Origin of the sequence: Lewinella sp., from assembly GCF_050633125.1 — a bacterium.
Classification (GTDB): Bacteria; Bacteroidota; Bacteroidia; order Chitinophagales; family Saprospiraceae; genus Lewinella.
The window spans coordinates 1-20,168 of sequence record NZ_JBOEFX010000018.1 but is presented as its reverse complement, the minus strand read 5'-3'; the positions used below and the strand labels follow the sequence as shown (position 1 = coordinate 20,168).

Sequence of the window (20,168 nt, the reverse complement as noted above, 5' to 3'; positions counted from 1 at the left end):
ATAAAATGAAAATAGCACTAGCTCAAATACAATCTGTGGCCGGTGATGTAGAGGCAAACCTGCGTAAGCACTTGACATTTATTGAGCAGGCGGCCAGCGCGAAAGCATCAATGATCATATTTCCGGAATTGTCGCTTACCGGGTATGAGCCTACGCTGGCCAGTGAGCTGGCTTTTAAGATGGAAGATCCCCGTCTGAATATTTTTCAACAACTCAGCGATGATTACCAAATGGTGATTGGCGTGGGGGTGCCTACCCGGCAGGAAGCTGGTGTTTGTATCAGCCTGCTACTGTTTCAGCCAATGGCGGCGCGGCGGGTGTATTCCAAAAAGTATTTGCACCCGGATGAAGATGCGTATTTTGTGAGTGGCCAGAATTTTGCGAATCTATTGGTAAATGACAGAAAGGTGGCCTTCGCCATTTGTTATGAACTTTCCATCCTTGAGCATACGGATGAAGCAATGGCCCAAGGAGCCGAGATATACCTGGCCAGCGTGGCCAAATCAGCAAGCGGAGTAGCAAGTGCCCACCAGCGATTAGCTACCATTGCCCGCGAAAATACCATCCCCGTTTTGATGGTTAATAATGTCGGTCCTGCGGATGATTTTGTAGGAGCTGGCAGTTCCGCCGTCTGGAATAAGCAAGGTGAACTAATATTACAGCTAGACCAGGAAGAAGGCCTGCTTTTTGCAAAGCTCTGATTTCTCCCACGTTTTTTGGCAGTGTTTTTTATTTTTATATCCAGCGTTGAATTCGTGAATTCCGCCTATAGGAAACACTATCTCCAGAGATATTTGATGCTACTAGCGAAACCAAACAACCATCTAACAAACAACTATCAACCATCTAACCGATATCCATAGGGGTGCGAGGCCATCTTTGCTATCTTTAAAATAAAAAACACCATGACCGACGCTCAGCGTACCACCCCTCGGCTTTTTTGGCAAGGCTTGTTGGCCCTGGCTATTTTGAAGTTGTTGTTGCATTATTATTCACACGACCTTTACGGTTTACATCGTGATGAATATCTCTATCTAGCAGAAGGAGATCATCTGGCGTGGGGGTATCTGGAGGTGCCACCGATGATTGCGGTGTTGGGAAAGGTGGCTCGCGGACTACTGGGGGATACTATTTTTGCTGTTCGGCTATTTCCAGCGATGGTGGGAGCTATTTCAATTTTTCTAGTCGGAATAATGGCGCGTGACTTTGGTGGGCGCAAGCAAGCCCAGCTTATTGCCGGAGCCACATTTTTGTTGTCGCCTGCCTACCTGGGGAGCAATAACCTTTTTCAGCCGGTGAGTTTCAATCAGTTTTGTTGGTTGCTGTCGGCTTTTCTGGTAGTCAAAATTATCAAGTATCAACGACCGGGCTATTGGTATGCTTTGGGGCTTGTAGCTGGATTGGGTTTCCTGACGAAGTATTCCATCGTTTTCTTTTTACTGGCGCTGGCCGGGGCTTTTGTCATTGGCAAGGAAAGAAAACAACTGTTAAGTCCACATCCTTACTTGGCGGTAGGTTTAGCGTTATTAATCGCTAGCCCAAATTTATATTGGCAATACAGCTATGACTGGCCAGTGATTCGGCATATGGAAGAGCTAGCCCAAACCCAACTGGTACACATGACGCCCGCTGATTTTCTATTGCCTCAGCTGCTGTTTCATGGGACTGGGGTGATCATTTGGGGCGTAGGCTTGTGGGCGCTTTTTCGGGTAAAGCAGTTGGCGCCTTACCGCCTTTTGGGGTGGGCATTCCTGTTTACGTTGGCGATATTGCTGCTTCTAAGCGGCAAAGCTTATTACACGATTGGAGCCTATGGTATGCTATTGGCAGCCGGTGCTGTGATGTGGGAACGCTGGTTGGGCCGTTATGCCTGGACCTTGCTACCTGTAATACTGTTGTTGAATGCGCCGATTATCCCTTACGGTTTACCCGTGATGTCGGTAGAGAAAATGCAAGCCTACTGCACCTACTTTAAAGATAACTATGGACTCACTACTCCTTTGCGCTGGGAGGATGGCGTGATTCGCACCCTCCCCCAAGACTTTGCCGATATGCATGGCTGGGACGAACTGCCTGCTAAAGTGGCGGCTTATTACCACCAGCTTACTCCCGAGCAACAAAGTAAGACCATGCTTTATGCTGATAATTATGGGCAGGCTGGCGTGCTGAATTTTCATCGTAAGGAATATGATTTGCCAGAATGCCTCAGCTTTAGTTCTAGTTTCACGATGTGGATACCACAAAACGTAGACTTCGATCATCAATTGCAGGTTTATGATGAATGGCACCCCACTTCGGATTTCTTTTCAGAAATGATTTTTGTGGATAGTATCGAGCACCCACTGGCGCGCGATCCTGGGTATATATTTTTCAAAACGCAAGCAACGATGGACGTGCGTGCAGTGTGGAAGGAGATCGTAAAGGAAGAGAAGATGGCAGATGGGGTTTGGCGAGAAGAGTAGCACTTTTTCTGCACTGGGCAACAAAAGTTCGACAGGTATGTTATATTTGCAATCATGTTGCAAAAACAAAATAAGGCAAGTCTGTCCATGTTACGCTTAGTATGCGTAGGGTGTTGCTTATTGCCTTTTTTGTTGGGACAGTTTCAGCAATTGGTTTATCATCCTCTGGTACATAGCCACCAGCAGGAACAGCAACATACCGCTGCAGACGAAGCAGATGCCTGCCATCGCAGTATTTTTCATGAAGGCGTAACTGATGCATGTGATCACCCGACACACTTGAGCCATGCTGAGCAGGAATGCCAGTGGTCTCACTCCTTATTGGTTTCCCTTTCTTTTTCTTTAAAACAATTGCTTCTCGATGCGCCCCAGCAACCTTCTTCCAGAGGGTTTTACTACCGGGGGCTAAATGAGCGACCTGCCATTAGGACGGCGCCAGCACGAGGCCCACCTATTTCTGCTTGATTTTTTCTACTAATTAAGTGATAAAGCAAGTTGAAGTAACTCCTGTTTTCATGGTTTGTAGACGAAGTGTACTCCTTGGTGTTTTTCTTTTTCTTAGGAGGAAGAAGAAGCAGGACTAAGGAACAGCACGAAAATAAAAAGCGATTCGCTTTTTGTTTTCTGCGCAATACTGACGTCCCTTCACCTTGCTGTAATTATCTATCTGAAGTCAAAATTATCTTGAAGCTGTCAAAAGCTTCGCTTCGCGGCAACTATGTGGTTACTGCGGTAAGTGAGGCAGCTTCATGGTGTGAGCCACTACCTGTCGTCGGCCTAGCGCTGTGCAGTAGCTGCCCCGGTTGAGGGGCAGGCCCGTAGGGCTGAGCGAATAGCGAACTACGAAACATAGCGCCCGACCGTAGGAAGGGAGGCCCCAAATAAACTTTCAAATAACAATAATATGTCTCTGCATAAATTTTCAATATTAGCTTTTTTGACCGTTGCGACGGTGTTTTTTTCATGTGAAGATGATGATGTGTTTGTCCCTGTTGTGGAAGAATTGATTACAAATGTGACTGTTGATCTGACGCCCCAAGGCGGTGGTGATGTGGTAAGTTTGGTGTTTTCTGATCCGGATGGTGATGGTGCAATCGAGCCAACGATTACAGGAGGCACACTGGCTGCCAATACGACGTATGATGCTGCAATCACGCTGCTAAACGAGAGTGAGACTCCGGCGGAAGACATAACAGAAGAGATAGAAGAGGAGCAGGAAGAGCACCAGTTTTTCTTTTCAACAGCAGGAGGGCTGGACCTTGTGGTGAACTATGCAGATCAAGATGCTGACGGTAACCCACTTGGCCTGGCTACGACCTATGTTTGTGGTGCAAGCAGCAGTGGTGACTTGACGGTGATTCTGCGTCACGAGCCTAATAAGGATGCCGTAGGTGTGAAAGACGGTGACATTACCAATGCGGGTGGTGAGACGGATATCGAGGTGATTTTTCCGATCACAATTCAGTAATTTTTAGGCAGACTTGATATTTATTGAATCTGCTAAACAATAGATGACGAAATCCATTCTTCCTGTACGAAGTAAATGGTATAGGGTAGAGGGATTAAATTTCGGCCGAGGAGTTGGTGCCTAAAATGGTATCAACTCCTTCTGGCCTCAAATATATTTGGATTGAAAAAAATTATCTTACTCCTTTTGTCTAGCCTCTTTCATGGGGGGATCGTACAAGCGCAAGATTGTTCGCTGATCCTGTCTGGAGTAGTTTTTGACAATTCCCCAGATTACCCTTTGGCTTATGCCAATATCTACATAGAAGAGATAGGGGAGGGGGCTTCTACGGATGATGATGGTCGTTTTGAGTTGAAAGGCCTTTGTGCCGGGGAGTACCACCTCAGTATTACCCACCTGGGGTGCCACCCGGAGCGTGTTTTTCTGGAATTGCGAGGAGATACGATACTAAATATAGCCTTGGAGCACCAAGCTGCGCTGTTGGAGAGCGTAGAAGTGGTGGGGCAGCAACAGCGCAACGCCGGCCAGAGCCAAGAGACGCTGGGAAAGCAAGCGTTGGAACAAGGTGCCGGGCAAAACTTGGCAAACCTGATTGAAAACATTGCTGGCTTGAGTGTGATCCGCAATGGCAGCGGGATAGCTAAGCCCGTCATACACGGCCTTACCGGTAATCGGATTGCGATATTGAACAACGGGGTCATTCAGGCTGGGCAACAATGGGGCGTAGATCATGCTCCGGAAATTGACCCGTTTACGGCCGATAAGATAAGGGTGATCAAAGGCGTAGAAAGCCTGGCTTACGGCGGCAACACGCTAGGTGGAGCAGTGTTGGTAGAGCCGGGGAATATTCCTCAAGATCCTCACTTACATGGTGCGGCCCAATACGTATTTGGAAGTAATGGGCGGCAGCATACCGTATCTACCCGCTTGGAAAAAAAAGGCAGTTGGGCCGACTGGCGGGTGATAGGCACCTTTAAGCAAGGAGGCGACCACCGGACCCCTGATTATTTTTTGCGGAATACCGGCGTCCGTGAGCGCAATGTAGCCTTACAAGTACAAAAAACGGTTCGAGAAGATTGGTTTCATACGCTTTATTATAGCTATTTCAATACAGAATTGGGAATTTTAAGAGGAGCACACATTGCTAATACAACGGATTTAGACGCGGCCATTGGCCGGGAGGAGCCTTTCTTTACCCAGCCCAATTTTTCGTATGAATTGGAAGAACCGCGCCAACGCGTGCAGCATCATCTGCTGAAATACAAGAGCAAGTACTATGTGGAAGCTAACCGTTCGCTGGAGTTTACTTATGCCGGGCAGCTAAACCGGCGAGAAGAATTTGATGTGCGTCGTGGAGACCGGTCTGATCAGGCAGCACTAGACCTGGCTTTGCAGTCGCATTTTTTTGACTTGAATTGGCACGATGAATCAGGGCATGCTACTAAAAAAATGGGCATACAATATCGTTTCAACGAAAATGATAATCAGCCAGGGACGGGCGTTCTACCGCTTATTCCTGATTATAATAGTCATTTGCCAGCGTTGTATTTTATCTGGCAGTTGCACCACGATCGGCAGTCATTTCAACTGGGCGGACGTTATGATTTTGTAGCGATGGAAGTGGCGACAATCACCCAGGATTTACCGCGACGGGTAGAGCGTTTTAGTCATCGTTTTCATAATTATTCAGCAGCAGCAGGTTGGCAATATAGAGTAAGTAAATTCTGGTCGAGCAAGTTCAATATAGGCGTAGTACGCCGTTCGCCGGAGGTAAACGAGCTGTATAGCCAGGGCTTGCACCAAGGCGTAGCCAGCATAGAGGAAGGCAATGCAGCATTGCAGCCGGAGTTGTCTGTAAAAGGTATTTGGGCCAATAGCCTGCAGTTGGCAGATGACCTTTGGCTGGAAGCGACAGCCTATTATCAGCTGGTGAGTGATTTTATTTTTCTGGAACCTCAGGAAGAAACGCGTCTGACCATTAGAGGAGCTTTCCCTGTGTTTGGTTATCAACAGACGAACGCGCGCCTAGCTGGCGTTGATGTGAGCGCACGCTATGAATGGGCTACGCATTGGCAGTGGCAAGCCCAATACGCGATGGTGAGAGGTTATGACCGTAGCAGAGAACAGCCGCTGGTATATATGCCTAGTGATCGGGTACAGTCGGAAATTAGCTGGCAAGGAGATGATATCAAGAAATTTACGGAACCAAAAATCACCCTTGGTGGTCGTTACGTATTAGAGCAAACGAGGCTGTTGCCTACGCAAGATTTTCTGGCACCGCCACCCGCTTATTTTCTGTTGGATGCAAGCATAGGAGGAGCGCTGAGCTGGTCGGGGAATACCTTGCACCTGAGTGTACAGATGAGGAATATGCTCAATGAGCAGTATCGGGATTACTTGAATAGATTACGGTACTATGCCGATGAAGAAGGGCGTAATGTGAGGGTGAACGTAAGAGTGGAGTTTTGAGAAATGAGGATGCTCTGATGCTTTTTGTTGCATTTTTTTTGAAGCGGCCATATTTCCCCCAACTAGGGTTGGGGGTCCCACCCTGCCTGAGTCGCCGTATCGCCCTTTTCACCATCAGGTGAGTACAGGCATACCTCCTCCACATGCTCCCGGAGAGAGCATCCAGCATTTAAAAAAAACAAACCGCTGAAATTCCTGCTGACCACGCAGGGGTAGTGACCTCTGATTGTGAGAAGTAATCAGTCAAAATAACCTCTCTAGTGTAAAAGTAATAAAAAGTTTTTATTGCTTATAAATCAAACAAGTAAATTTTTTCTTTAAAAGGAACTCTTCCTCTATTTTTACGGTATATCGAGCAGAGCGAATTAAAAATAAATAAACCCATGTCTGACTACCTAGCTATCAACCGCAATTTTTGGAACCACCGCGCAGAGCAGCATTTCGATTCCGAGTTTTATGACAACCCCAGCTTTCTCGCTGGCCGTAACTCGTTAAACGCCATCGAACTCGATATCCTCGGCACCGACCTTAGCAACCAGCAAGCACTTCATCTTATGTGCCACTTTGGTCAAGATACCCTCTCGCTCGCTCGTATGGGTGCCACCGTTACCGGTATCGATCTATCGGATGTCGCTATCGAAAAAGCCAATTTACTCAAGGAACAAACTGGCTTGCCTGCCACTTTTATCCGTAGCAATGTATTGGCCATCGACGAGCATTTACAACAACCCTACGACTTGATATTTTCTTCCTACGGAACCATTGGTTGGCTCCCCGAGCTTTCCCGCTGGGGACAGTTGATCGCCAAATTCCTGAAACCCGGTGCCCGTTTTGTGTTTGCCGACTTTCACCCGGTGGTTTGGATGTTCGACGATGAATTTACCCATTTTCAATATCCTTATTTCAACCGTGCTGCTTACATCGAGGATAGCCAGGGTTCTTATGCGGCTCCCGAAGACAAAAAAGTACACGCTTCAGCTTACTGGAACCATAGTTTGGCAGATGTTATTCAGGCACTCATTAATGCCGGACTAACGATTACTCATTTCTCAGAATACGATTATTCTCCTTACGATTGTTTCGCCAAAACAGTAAAAACAGAAAACGGATTTCAGATAAAAGATTTTGAAGGGAAGCTTCCGATGGTGTTCGCGCTTGAGGCCGTAAAGGGCTAGAGTGCGGAGACTGTTCATTAATGTGTGTCTGATGAATAATTGCCGAAATGTATCTACTTGATAACCAGCAATAAAAAATCTCTGCGGTCTCTGACGGCGCTGCGCGAGACACACAATTTTGAACATTCTCCTAGTGGAGGATCATCCTTGTCCGTTTTTGCAACAAGCACGATCTATATAACGTATAACTATACCCGGCACGCAGTGGTTAAGCATATCCTAAATCATTGCATGACGGGGCCAATTATTCCCCAAATCCTATCCCATGCGTTTATTGATGATCATTTTTGTAAGCTTCTTCTTCATCAATTGTACTTGCGCCCAATATGCTTACCAGCTATTTCGTCCAGGGGTACAGTATCTATACGAACACAACCTTCCTGTCACAGACTACACTTCGCCCCTTCTTGGTATTCGCTTGGGCGGAGCGGCCTGCCAGGTAATGTACGAATCATTGCAGCCAGATATTTCCAGCGGAGCCCCCTCTTGCCTCACTAAAGTGCCTGCCTTTATCGGTAGTGAAATATGCCAGTCAGTAGCGCAAACATCCCTTAATCTTGGCTCAGACGAAGCCCCTTTGTGGCTACAACTTTTCTCTGGAGCCCTACCGGGGGCTTCTTGGCTGGCTACGGTTGATGGCAACGACTCGATTTATGCAAAAATAGATAACCTGGAGTGGGCCAACGTACTGGGGTTGATGGATTCTGTCAAAACCATCGGGCTCTACACCAAAGAAGAAAACGGGCAGCTAGTGCCACTCTACGAAGAGCCTCCCCTACAAATTAGTCGCAATTATGGCTTGGTCAAAGGTGTATTTCTCCACTGGTTGGGCACTTCCACCGGGAGTGTTGATCTGGTTGGAATGAGCAACCCCCAGGTAGGTCTCCAAAACCCTGACCGGCAAAGTGTTTTTCAATTGCAACCGGGGGATGAACTACACCTCCTTACTGTCAATACCACGCTTTCTGGAAACGCTTTCTATCATGAGTATCGCGAAAAAATTAACACCCTCATAAGTAATGGCTGGCTCAGTGGCAACACCATCCGTTATTTTGCTTTTTCCAGCGATCAGAAAATCTACCAGTCGGGGCCTGCTGCTAACCCCGATACAGCCTTTCTTTACGCTCAACCAGATACACTTTTTTTGTCATGGGAACCACTGGGTTATCTCGACAAACAGCCCGGCGAGCTCATCGCCGACACCAGTATTCCTGACCTGTGGCAAGTACTGACCCTGGGAAACCGCTATTTTTGTGAGCAACCTGCCAAACGCTTGGGGTCGCCCTTCATTTTAGGCAATGAATCCTGCGCTATTCCTTTATTTGATGCCTTACCTGGCGATGATTTTTTCGCATTCTACAGCGGCCCATATTATCAAAACACGACGATTGGCGGCCTTAGCTTTCGTATACTCAACTATGCTCACCTTACTGGAGAATTACCTTGTGGCAATCCTTTCGATTTTGTGGTTGGTACCACCAGCGTACCCTCGGTTTCTCCTCTCCACATTTGGCCCAATCCTGTACAAGATGAGCTCCACCTACAAAGCCCTCATACTAATAAAGCCGAGCTGGAAATAGAAATTTGGAGCACCCACGGCCAGTTAATCCAGTCCTTTACAGCGTTCTCAGAAAGTACCCAAATCCCCGTCCAACACTTAACCACAGGAGCCTACTACCTCCGGTACACTTTGCCCAATAAGCAACCTGAAGTCATCAAGTTTATCAAGCAATAAAAGGCCTCGCTTTACCTGTTTTTGGCAGCAGAGGATGTGTCACATGCTTTAAGGGACGCTAATCCCTATACCCTCTACAACATACTTAGTACTTTTTTGGGCGCATCCCTAACGGGTCGCTCCCTTCCGGGGTTCGCTTTGCTCCGCCCCGCCCTTTATTGGGCGCGGCTCCTCACTTCGTTCGCACCCTCCAGGCAGCTTGCGCAAGCCATCCCCAACAGGCGCTTAATATCGCAGCTTCTTCGCCGAGCCCTTAGGGTAGGATGGGCTACAGATCGAACGGGCTAAACGGATCGGATCGACACGGTTTAAAAAAAATAAGCCTGTGAAAATCCTGTTTAATCCGTTTAATCCGTGTTCCATTATGTGATTTTTGATACGTTTGCTCTAAAATGAATCACGTAATAGCCGTGAAGTGAATAATGAACAGCACCATCCATGAAAAAACTTATTCTAGGTCTCTTGCTTTTTGCCATCATCGTATATCTAGGCTTGGCCTATTACTTATCAAACCTCGTTGTTTACCCCCCTCGCCGCACGAATGCAGAAGTACGCAGCCTGATGCAGGCTCGTGCCGGGATTGATATTGATACCTTCCGACAAAAACTCCCGCTAGGGGAAGAGGTTACGATAAAGGTGGCCAATGATCTACAGCTTGCAGGCACTTATTTTGCTCAGGACACTTCTCGCTGTGCCTTCATTATCTCTCATGGTTATGGTAGCACCCGACTCAGTATGGCCAAATATGCTTCCTTCCTTTATGATTGTGGCTGTGATATCCTACTTTATGATCATCGTGCCCACGGAGCCAGTGGTGGCACCTATGCAACGGGCGGCGCCAAAGAGGCCGAAGATCTTCTCGTAATTACCGATTGGTTGAAAGAAAAAAGTGGCTTGCCTGCAACACAGATTGCCTGGATGGGCGAATCCTGGGGAGGGGCAACTGTACTTCAGGCTGGTGCGAACAACGAAGACGTGGCCTTCATCATCGCCGAGTCTAGTTTTCAGGACTGGGAATCAGCCGTCTTTGAGCGAGCGGAACGCATGTACGGCAACTGGATCACCTGGATGAAGCCTACTGTTTGGACTATCGTCAGCTGGCGCGCTGGGACAGATGCTTACGCAGCCAGCCCACTTTTAAAAGCAAAAAACATTTCCGAACCTGTACTCCTACTGCATTCACAGGCAGATACAGAAACGGCATCCGCTCAGTCGGTCAACGTTGCAGCAGCTTTGCCTTCCGGGCAATATCGCTTTTATCACCTTGATTGGCATGCTTCTCATGGCAATAACGTCTTCGTTAGACCCAGTGAATACCAAAAAATAATCTTCGATTTTATCCACGACTTCGCTCCGAAGTGGGAGACATACATGCAGTGCCGGTAATGTGGACCTATTGAGAAGTACGCAGCATTTTCCTGAGCTTACTCCCCAGAATAACAACAAATAGGAAGCTTCCGACCACGACAAGAAAAACGGGCAGATGGTTTGACCATTTGATACTATCTCCTGCGCTGTAGTTCATTAAGTCAAATCCAAGAATCCATGTAAAAAGAAGCCCGCTAACCGAGAAAAGGATAATGAATAGGCGCAAAAGTAGAATTCTTAGCATAAGCTTCACTTAATCGTGCCAAAAGAAATCTTACTGTTAGGTATACAGTACGGGCTGAAAAAATGATTACATAATCTACCTAGAGAACTATAAACACCTCGCACCAAAAGTAAGAAATCGCACTCCGCACTCCGCACCAATATATAGTAAAAAACCGCACCAAAGGTCGTACCCCGCACCCCGCACTTTGCACCCCGCACCAAAACCACACCTTTAATTACACCCTAAATCCTGCTGCGACAATTCATCATTATTAGGAAAGCAATTGCCAGAAAGCACCTCCTCCGGCGCATACCGACTCAGATCAGGGTCATACAAACCATGGGTAATAAAATGCGTAAGGTCATCTACTTCTTTTTCCGTAAGGTTAAGCGGGTGGAAGAAAGGAGAAATATAGGAAGGGTCCACGCGTGGATTCTCCGGTATACCATTATTGAAGTATTCTACGACAGAACGTAGAGAAGTATGACTACTTCCATGGAAATAAAAGCCTGCTCTCTTAAGATTATAGAGCTGAGGCACCTTGAAGGCATACATATCTTCGTCTCTAAGCGTAAATCCTCCGCGACCAAGGTTTCGTTCGTCATCTATTCCTGTTGCGAGGCCGCCTGCATCAACAAGGTCCTTTACACCTACTGCTTTAAAAACATTTCCGTTTAGAACAGGTCCATTATGGCAACGGTAACAGCCAGCATCACTGAAAAACAGCAAAGCTCCTCGCTTCATCTGTTCATCCATTGCGTTTTCATCACCACGCAGCCACTGTTGGTAGGGGGCTTCGTAGGGCATAAGCGTACGGATATAAGCAGAAAGAGCAAAACTCATTGCCTCGCGCCCATAACGAGCGTTTTCAGGCCAGTCATAAAAAGCAGCATCAAACATCTCACGGTAGCCTAGCTCATCCAGAATATAATCGTCTACCCGCATCCGGTGGGTGTGAGTGCCTTCGATGTTTTGTGCTTCCAACCCGTCGAGGCCGGTATGATTAAGAGCTGTTGTTGGATCACTTACGCCCCATACGTCTTCTGTGCCTACATTGTTAAAGCGGGCACCAAACCGGCCGGCCCACATAGAGTTTTGTACATAAGCAACACCCACCATGCTCAGTGGGCGGGCTCCTTGTGCATCAATCTGGTCTTCGTTATAGTCATCACGTATCCCTCGCCCTTCTCCGTTGATGCCAAAACCTTCCGCACCATCAGCAATTCCTTGGCTAGCGCCAGGCGTGAATCCGGCTTCAGGAACATGGCAAGTGGAACAAGAATAGGTCTGCATCCCTGATTCATTAACCGCATCAATTCCCAGAGCAGTCTCAAAAAAGAGCATTTTTCCCAATATCACTTTTTCGTGGGTAAGTGGGTTGCCAATACCTGCCGGGATATTTTCTAAATCTTCGTGATGAGGAACTTTGTAATAATCGAGACTTTGGTCGGGAGAAAGTCTGCGCATTGTACGCTGTAACGTTACGTCTAGTGGATCGGCAGTCTTCTCACTAGTACATGCAACTAGCAAAAAGATAGAAAGGCCTAGTAAGGGTAAGCTTCTTTTTAACATGGGATTGTTCGTTCGCAAAAAAAACAAAATGTGGGAGCACCCAGCTAAAGGGTATAATAGTGGGCGCTCCATAACCTCTCAAAGCTCAAGTAGGGTCGTTGCTCTTAAAATTTCTCTTTTGACCTACTATTTAAAACTAAGTCTATATACGACTTAGACCTAATCTAGTTGCATACAAAGGTAATTTTTTTTAATGTTTCCAGAAGGTGACTTTTATCAACCCATTCTGCCTTACCTTTGTTTGACAACTTTACAGGAGTTTAATACCTGTAGACTTAGACCTGAAATTCGCCATAAAGTTACTAATTATTACTGTTTTCCTGCTATGAAAGATATTTCTGATTTACTAAAAGAACGAATTTTAGTCCTTGACGGAGCGATGGGCACCATGATTCAACGTTATAAGTTGGATGAAAATGGCTACCGAGGCACCCGTTTTGCAGATTGGGAGCAGGACATGAAGGGTAATAATGATATCCTGTGCCTAAGCCAACCAGCCATTGTAGAAGAAATCCATCGTGCTTACCTGGAGGCTGGAGCCGATATTCTGGAAACCAATACCTTCAATTCCACCAGTATCTCACAGGCAGACTATGGTACAGAGGCGTATGTGTATGAGCTAAATAAGGCCGCTGCTACACTAGCTAAAAATGCTACGACCGACTACACCATCAAAAATCCATCTAAACCCCGTTTTGTAGCAGGGGCTATAGGGCCGCTGAATAAGACATTGTCTCTTTCCCCCGATGTAAATGACCCCGGCTATCGTGCTGTTACTTTTGATGAAGTTGTCGCTTCTTACAGCGAACAAATCAATGGCTTACTAGATGGTGGTGCAGACTTGCTGTTGGTAGAAACTATTTTTGATACCCTCAATGCCAAAGCAGCACTCTTCGCTCTGGAAACCATCTTTGCGGAGCGCAACCAGCGCTGGCCCATCATTATTTCGGGCACCATTACCGATGCCAGTGGTCGGACCCTTTCGGGTCAAACAGTAGAAGCCTTTTGGATATCGGTCATGCACGCTCAGCCACTTTGTATTGGCCTCAATTGTGCCCTTGGAGCTGAGGAAATGCGGCCTCATTTACAGGCCCTTTCAAAAGTAGCATCTTGTTTTGTCCACGCTTACCCTAATGCTGGTTTACCCAATGAATTTGGAGAGTACGATCAGGACCCTGAAGTGATGAAGGCATATATCCGCGATTTTGCCGCTAGTGGCTTTGTCAATCTCATTGGCGGTTGTTGTGGTACTACCCCCGAGCATATCGCCGCCATGGCTGCCGGAGTAGCTGATCTGCCCACCCGTAAACCTGCAACCCCTTCCGAATATACCATGCTGAGTGGACTAGAACCCCTCATCATTCGGCCCGATACCAATTTTGTTAACGTAGGAGAACGAACCAATGTTACCGGGTCTAAGAAATTTGCCCGCCTGATCAAAGAAGGGGACCTCACTGCCGCTTTGGATGTAGCACGTCATCAAGTGGAAGGTGGTGCTCAGGTTATTGATGTCAATATGGATGAAGGCCTGCTGGATAGTAAAGCTGCTATGGTGAAATTCCTGCATCTGGTAATGGCCGAACCTGATATCGCCAAGCTCCCTATTATGATCGACTCCTCCAAATGGGACGTCATTGAAGCTGGCCTTAAAACAGTTCAAGGAAAGTGTATCGTCAACTCTATCAGTATGAAAGAGGGCGAAACCGAATTTATTAGGCAAGCTAACCTTGTAAAACGCTATGGTGCAGCAGCCGTAGTGATGGCCTTTGATGAAAAAGGACAGGCCGATACCATCGAGCGGAAAGTGAACATCTGCGAACGTGCTTACCGCATCCTGGTAGATAAGGTAGGCTTCTTACCTCAGGATATCATTTTCGATCCCAATATTTTTGCGGTTGCCACGGGCATCGAAGAACACAATGAATACGCCATCAATTTTATCGAAGCTACCCGCCAAATCAAGGAACGTTGCCCGGGAGCTAAGGTTAGCGGAGGAGTAAGTAATGTTTCGTTTTCCTATCGGGGGAATAATGTCGTACGGGAAGCCATGCACGCCGCTTTCCTCTATCATGCTATCCGAGCAGGAATGGACATGGGGATTGTAAACGCAGGCATGATTGAAGTATACGAAGAGATTCCTGCGGAACTGCTTACCAGGGTAGAAGATGTCCTCTTCAACCGCAGAGAGGATGCTACCGAACGGTTAACCGATTTTGCAGAAAGCGTAAAAGGAGATGGAGGCAGACAGGTCGTGCGTGATCTCGCTTGGCGTGAAGGTACTGTACAGGAACGCTTGAGCCACGCACTGGTAAGAGGAATTACAGAGTACATCATCGAAGATACAGAAGAAGCTCGCCTAGCCTATGATAGACCATTACACGTTATTGAAGGCCCCTTGATGGATGGTATGAATATCGTCGGTGACCTTTTTGGTGCCGGTAAAATGTTCTTGCCACAGGTGGTGAAAAGTGCCCGAGTAATGAAAAAATCGGTGGCACACCTTACACCCTTTATTGAAGCTGAAAAGACCGAAGGCGCAAAAAGCTCGAAAGGGAAAATTTTATTGGCAACAGTCAAAGGCGATGTCCACGATATTGGCAAAAATATTGTCGGTGTAGTGCTGGCTTGTAATAATTACGACATTGTTGACCTTGGAGTAATGGTCCCGGCTAACCTCATTTTGAAAGCTGCCCGCGAACACAATGTGGATGTTATTGGCCTCAGCGGCTTGATTACACCAAGTCTGGATGAGATGGTGTTCCTTGCCCAGGAGATGGAGCGCCTGGAATTCAAAATGCCTTTGCTTATTGGCGGCGCAACAACGTCTAAAACACATACAGCTGTGAAGGTAGAGCCAGAGTACAGTGGCCCCGTTATTCATGTGCTAGATGCTTCAAGAGCAGTGGCTGTAGTCAGTTCACTGTTGGGCGAGGATGAAAACTTACGCAGTAACTTTGTGCTGGATACCCAGGCATCCTACCAGCAGATTAGAGATCAGCGAGCCGGGCGAACCAGCCACAAAAAATACTTGCCTATCGCAGAAGCTCGTGCCAATAAACTTCAATTGGATTGGGAGACTTACACGCCCATTGCTCCTAAGGAAACAGGAGTACAAGTGTTTGCCAATATTGATCTGGAAGAACTCAGTAATTATATCGATTGGACGCCCTTCTTCGCCTCCTGGCAGTTAGCGGGCAAGTTTCCTGCTATTCTCGAAGATGAAATTGTAGGCGCAGAAGCAAAACGCCTCTACAATGATGCCCGCTCTATGCTGCGGCAGATTATTGACGAAAAGTGGTTGCAAGCCAAAGCGGTCGTTGGCCTCTTTCCTGCTAATGTGATTAATGATGACGATATTGAGGTTTACGATCCTGCCAACGCAGAACAAATACTAACAACTTTACACCACCTGCGGCAACAAGCCAAAAAAGCAGTAGGGCGGCCCAATCTCTGTTTAACAGATTATTTGGCACCGAAGTCTAGTGGTAAATCAGATTATTTAGGGGCCTTTGCCGTCACTGCTGGTATCGGTATTGAAGCCCATATTGCTCGTTTCGAGGCAGATCACGATGACTACAATGCTATTCTCCTTAAAGCCTTGGCGGATCGTTTGGCAGAAGCTGCTGCGGAAATGATGCATGCTCGTGTTCGTCGTGAATTGTGGGGCTATGCACAGGAACAAGAACTCGATAATGATGCACTTATCGCTGAAAAATACCAAGGCATTCGCCCGGCACCGGGCTATCCTGCCTGCCCGGAACATACGGAGAAAGGGCTTCTTTGGGAATTACTCTCGGTAGAAGAACATATTGGTATTCGTCTTACGGAAAGTTACGCTATGTATCCGGCGGCCAGCGTTAGCGGCTGGTATTTTGCACACCCCGAAGCACGCTATTTTCCTGTCAAAGGAGTACAAGCGGATCAGGTAGAAGACTATGCACAGCGTAAAGGGATGAGCCTGCAAGAAGCCAAACGCTGGCTGGCGCCAGTAAGGGAGTAAGCTTTAGTTGGTAACTTTCGGCTTTTTGTCGAAAGTTACCAACTAACTTATCCTCAAGCCATCCGCCGCCACTGCTTTCGAAATGAACGATAAAGCGGCTTGTATACTTTACGATCTTCCTTGGCTACAAAGCTATAGAAAGTCTCCTTCCAGTTTGCACTAGCTACATAATGGCGCACAGCCAGCGCACTTCCCAATCGCAATTGCAAACCCTCTGTTTGACGCTGTTCAATACCACGATCAATCATTAAATTTAGCAGTTCCAAAGAACGGTCATGCTCGCGCTGATCAAGGTAGAAATGCGCACCCGCTAGTGACATCCGGTAATTATCATGATCGCTAATGTAAGCGTAGAGGTTCAACGCCGGGTGCGGTGCCAAGCGAGCTTGTACACTCGCATCAGCATAATTGTTTTTAGCCGTAACATAATACTCAATAGCTCTGCTAAACTGCTGTTGATGCTCGGCGGTTTCTGCTGCCTGAATGGCCGCTTGGTAAGCAGCACATACGGCAACTATCCTTTGATTCATCTGTAGGCTGGCATCACTCAAGGCGCAATCTGGATAGGCTTTGTGTAAAGCGTCTATACGAGAGAGCGTCGCCTGTGCAGCGAGGTAATCGCTTGCTTGCAACTCACTTGCCAATTGATCCTCTTCACGAGGAAGGAGTAAATCACGGGCATTGGTACATTGCTGCTCATTGAGTTGGCCAATGATACTCACAAGTTGCGTTTCTCGCATGATATTAAAACGGTTGGCTAAGGCTTGTATCTGTGCTTTGGCTTGTGCTAATTGCTCGTTATCATCAGCGGATTGGCGTAGCACAGATTTATAGACCCGCTCTGCTTCCAATAGTGCAGTCGTTTTTATTTGCTGAGCGAGCCCGATGCTTGGTGAAAGCGTAGCTACTTGTTGTTCAAGAGCTTGCGCTCGTTGGTATTGATCCAGTGCACTAGTGTAGTTGCCTTCTTGTTGTGCACGCTTGCCGCCACGTACAAAACGATCATAACGATATTGTTGTACTCTGGTAATAAGGCGCTGACTTTCTCTTTCCTGGCTGTTACCTAATTGATAAGTCTGTACAAATTGGAGGCTGGCTTCTGCTTCTGTGAGCGCTTGATCAAAACGCTGCTGCTGTATCAAGGCTTCCGTAGAAGCGACCATCTTTTGGTGTTTTCCCAGAAGAACTTGTTGTTTTTCTTGAGCCAGTTGCTGTGGTTGATCTACCATCCCTGGATAAGCTTGTAGTAGCTTTTCGGCGGAAGCTACAGCAGACAACGCCTGATCCCATTCCCCTTGATAGCGGTAACTCCGGATTTCAGCTAGCTGTTCCTGGTGCAAATCGTTGACGATTCCGCGTGCGAGGCTTTCTGTATCAACCGTACTGTTGACGCGAAAGCGTTCCTGAAATTCCAAAGCTTCACTGAGCTGCTCCAATGCCCGTTGATACTGCCCCGTTTTTTGGGTGTAAACCACTTGGTCTACTTGGTCGTGAAAATCAAGGTAGTAGGCTTCTTGTATCCTGCTACGCGCCTCGGCCTGTCCAAAGTGGAAACCTTTAATACTTTCACTAAAAGCTAGTGCCTGCTGGTAAGCGGCTACTCCTTCCGGATAGCGCCTCAAGGCTACTGCGTCTTGTCCGGCATCTAAATAAAAACGAACAATACCACTGGCCAAATGGCTAGCATCTTCTCTAATGTTAGGATCAGGATTGTAACGGTTAAGTACGAGACGAATGCGCTGAGCAGCATCCTCTACTTTGCCTTGCTCAAAATCCAACGCTGCGAGGAAGTAATGGCTGGGAGCATAGCAATCATTGGTACGTAAAGACGCATGAAAAGCTTCTCGTGCATGGTGTAGCTGACCATTTTGATAAGAAGCAACTCCTTGTTCAAAATAGAGAATGTGTAAATTGGCGGTCAGCTCATTCAACCAGCTTTTCCAGGCGTATACTTCCTCTTGGCAAGCTAATTGCGTTGCTTTTAACTGTTCAGGATCGTGCGCGTCAGGTGTATCCAATGCCAATGTATTCCAGAATGGGGCACCACAAATTTTACTTAATTGTTCTTCGTAGCCCCGCAATTGTTGGCGGTAACTGTCTAGTTGTTGAGGCCGAGGTTCTAGTTGCCGGAAAGCGGTCAGGGAACGATGAAGTGCAGTTAATTTATCTTTAGCAATGAAGTATTGGTCAATCGCACGCATCCTTTGCTGAACAGCCTGCACATGACGGCTACCATACTTAAAGGTAAGGTCACTAATACGGAGGGTGTAAAATACACCACCTTCTATTTCTGAAAAGTCAAAAGTATAGCCTGGTAGCGTTTGCCCAAAGGCCTGTTCTATACATTTGGTGGCAACAACCTCTCCATCGGCAAGTAGTTCCATATTATAGGTGGCACCACTTGGTACCAGTAAATCTTCAAAGGTGAAACCAAAGGGGCGGGGTGCTCGGTCGGCCTCTACAGCTTCCCATTGGATGCAATTTTTCAAAAGGTTGGTGCCCTCCAAAATGCGGAGCTGGTAACGATAGTAGACATCGAGCGCAGCCTGTTGTGGTTGATGAGGTTGTAACAAGCGAAAAATTTGCTGCAAGGCTGGTGCCGATGGCCCGTTAAGCTGAGAATAGCGGTAAACGACCGTTTTTGAAGGGGTATCATCAAACAATAATACTTCCTGAGCTGGAAGAAATAGCGGAAGGCAAAACAAAGAGAGTAATAGCAGGTACGTTTTCATAAGCGCTTGTACTAGGGTTAGCGATCATACAAATATTGATGATCAACGACCTTTATACAAGCATTTTAGCGGGTTTAGGATATGTTTAAATGGGGGTTAAGGAAATTAACAGGGAAGACTAAAGGTAATAGGAGGTAGCGATGACCTTATTTTGGTTGCCTTCCTTTCTCACGGTGTCTACGACAGTTTTTTCTCCTTCTTGTTTTCGTACAAAATCAAGAGGATAGTCTGTCAATATTGAGGTTGCCACCAGTTTTGCAGTCAATTTTTTATTGGAAACGGTCAACTGGAAAGCTAATGGAGTTGCAAGATTATTTTTGAGCCGCAAATCTTTATAACCATAAACAACGGTCGCATCAGTACCCAAAGGACAAAATCGTTCAGATTCGGCGTAAATGTCTACGGAATGATGGTGGCGTTCGATAATTTCTATGCCGGCTCTTAGTGCCAATAGATAAAGGATACCTGAAAGCTGACAAAGGCCGCCACCCACTTCGGGGACTAATTTCCCTTGGACGAGGTTTCTACTTGCAAGAAACCCTCTATCTAGTGTTGGAGCACCTATGCTTCGCCAAAAAGAAAACATCTGCCCAGGTTGGATAAGGATGGGGTTAATCGCAGTACTTCCAAGACGGAGATTATGTAACTTATTCGCTAAGTGCTTTCCTGGGCGGATGGATTGTTGTTGTTCAATAACATAAGAATAGCTGGGATGTTGGTCTGTAGCTGTTGCAAACAACCCTTCTCGTTCTGCTTGCTGATCCCGGACTTGTCGCTTTAGTAATTGAGCAGCTAGTCGCCACTTGCGGGGTATCTGGTCTTTGAGCCATCTCATACTTTTTGAATTTTAATCACGAGGTAGGAGGCATATTCTTTCCACGGAGACTGGCAAAGTAAGCTGTCTAACCAGCGGACAGGTTGGCGTAACCAATTGGGGAAACGATGGATAGGGAGGAAAAGT

The 20,168-nt window shown here is 46.9% G+C and carries 12 protein-coding genes; 9 read left to right on the top strand and 3 right to left on the bottom strand.

The features are described from left to right. The first annotated feature begins 5 nt into the window (after window positions 1-5). The 8 genes from ACRBG0_RS04015 to ACRBG0_RS03980 all read left to right on the top strand — a co-directional run bounded on the left by ACRBG0_RS04015 (window position 6) and on the right by ACRBG0_RS03980 (window position 10,695). The gene (locus tag ACRBG0_RS04015) at window positions 6-701 is read left to right on the top strand and encodes a carbon-nitrogen hydrolase family protein (RefSeq protein ID WP_431485622.1); all 696 of its coding nucleotides are present in this window, start codon (window positions 6-8) and stop codon (window positions 699-701) included. A 204-nt stretch (window positions 702-905) separates the two neighbouring features. Then, complete coding sequence (locus ACRBG0_RS04010; RefSeq protein WP_431485621.1) at window positions 906-2,462, top strand: glycosyltransferase family 39 protein; 1,557 nt, start codon at window positions 906-908, stop codon at window positions 2,460-2,462. Between the two features lie 87 nt (window positions 2,463-2,549). Continuing rightward, window positions 2,550-2,927, top strand: a complete 378-nt coding sequence (locus ACRBG0_RS04005; RefSeq protein WP_431485620.1) for a hypothetical protein — start codon at window positions 2,550-2,552, stop codon at window positions 2,925-2,927. A gap of 439 nt (window positions 2,928-3,366) precedes the next feature. Next, window positions 3,367-3,930: a type 1 periplasmic binding fold superfamily protein gene (locus ACRBG0_RS04000; RefSeq protein WP_431485619.1), complete on the top strand. Its 564-nt coding sequence runs from the start codon at window positions 3,367-3,369 to the stop codon at window positions 3,928-3,930. 162 nt (window positions 3,931-4,092) lie between these two features. After that, a complete protein-coding gene (locus ACRBG0_RS03995; RefSeq protein ID WP_431485618.1) occupies window positions 4,093-6,399 on the top strand; it encodes a TonB-dependent receptor in 2,307 nt (768 codons plus the stop codon). Window positions 6,400-6,782: 383 nt separating this feature from the next. Next, window positions 6,783-7,574, top strand: a complete 792-nt coding sequence (locus ACRBG0_RS03990) for a class I SAM-dependent methyltransferase (RefSeq protein WP_431485617.1) — start codon at window positions 6,783-6,785, stop codon at window positions 7,572-7,574. Window positions 7,575-7,839: 265 nt separating this feature from the next. Next, window positions 7,840-9,309 carry a T9SS type A sorting domain-containing protein gene (locus tag ACRBG0_RS03985; RefSeq protein ID WP_431485616.1) on the top strand — a complete coding sequence of 490 codons (1,470 nt, stop codon included), beginning with the start codon at window positions 7,840-7,842 and terminating at the stop codon, window positions 9,307-9,309. 438 nt (window positions 9,310-9,747) lie between these two features. Further along, window positions 9,748-10,695: an alpha/beta hydrolase gene (locus tag ACRBG0_RS03980; RefSeq protein WP_431485615.1), complete on the top strand. Its 948-nt coding sequence runs from the start codon at window positions 9,748-9,750 to the stop codon at window positions 10,693-10,695. 439 nt (window positions 10,696-11,134) lie between these two features. Here ACRBG0_RS03980 and ACRBG0_RS03975 read toward each other — a convergent pair whose 3' ends face one another. Further along, window positions 11,135-12,370 (bottom strand): cytochrome-c peroxidase, encoded by a 1,236-nt coding sequence (locus tag ACRBG0_RS03975; protein WP_431485614.1) that lies wholly within the window; start codon window positions 12,368-12,370, stop codon window positions 11,135-11,137. A gap of 430 nt (window positions 12,371-12,800) precedes the next feature. Here ACRBG0_RS03975 and metH point away from each other — a divergent pair, with 430 nt between their 5' ends. Further along, window positions 12,801-16,475 carry a methionine synthase gene (gene metH / locus ACRBG0_RS03970; RefSeq protein WP_431485613.1) on the top strand — a complete coding sequence of 1,225 codons (3,675 nt, stop codon included), beginning with the start codon at window positions 12,801-12,803 and terminating at the stop codon, window positions 16,473-16,475. A gap of 53 nt (window positions 16,476-16,528) precedes the next feature. On the opposite strand, the gene ACRBG0_RS03965 is transcribed toward metH, so the two are convergent. Together ACRBG0_RS03965 and ACRBG0_RS03960 are read right to left on the bottom strand one after the other, a co-directional pair. Continuing rightward, complete coding sequence (locus ACRBG0_RS03965; protein WP_431485612.1) at window positions 16,529-19,207, bottom strand: hypothetical protein; 2,679 nt, start codon at window positions 19,205-19,207, stop codon at window positions 16,529-16,531. A 118-nt stretch (window positions 19,208-19,325) separates the two neighbouring features. After that, complete coding sequence (locus ACRBG0_RS03960; protein WP_431485611.1) at window positions 19,326-20,042, bottom strand: VanW family protein; 717 nt, start codon at window positions 20,040-20,042, stop codon at window positions 19,326-19,328. Between the last annotated feature and the right edge of the window lie 126 nt (window positions 20,043-20,168).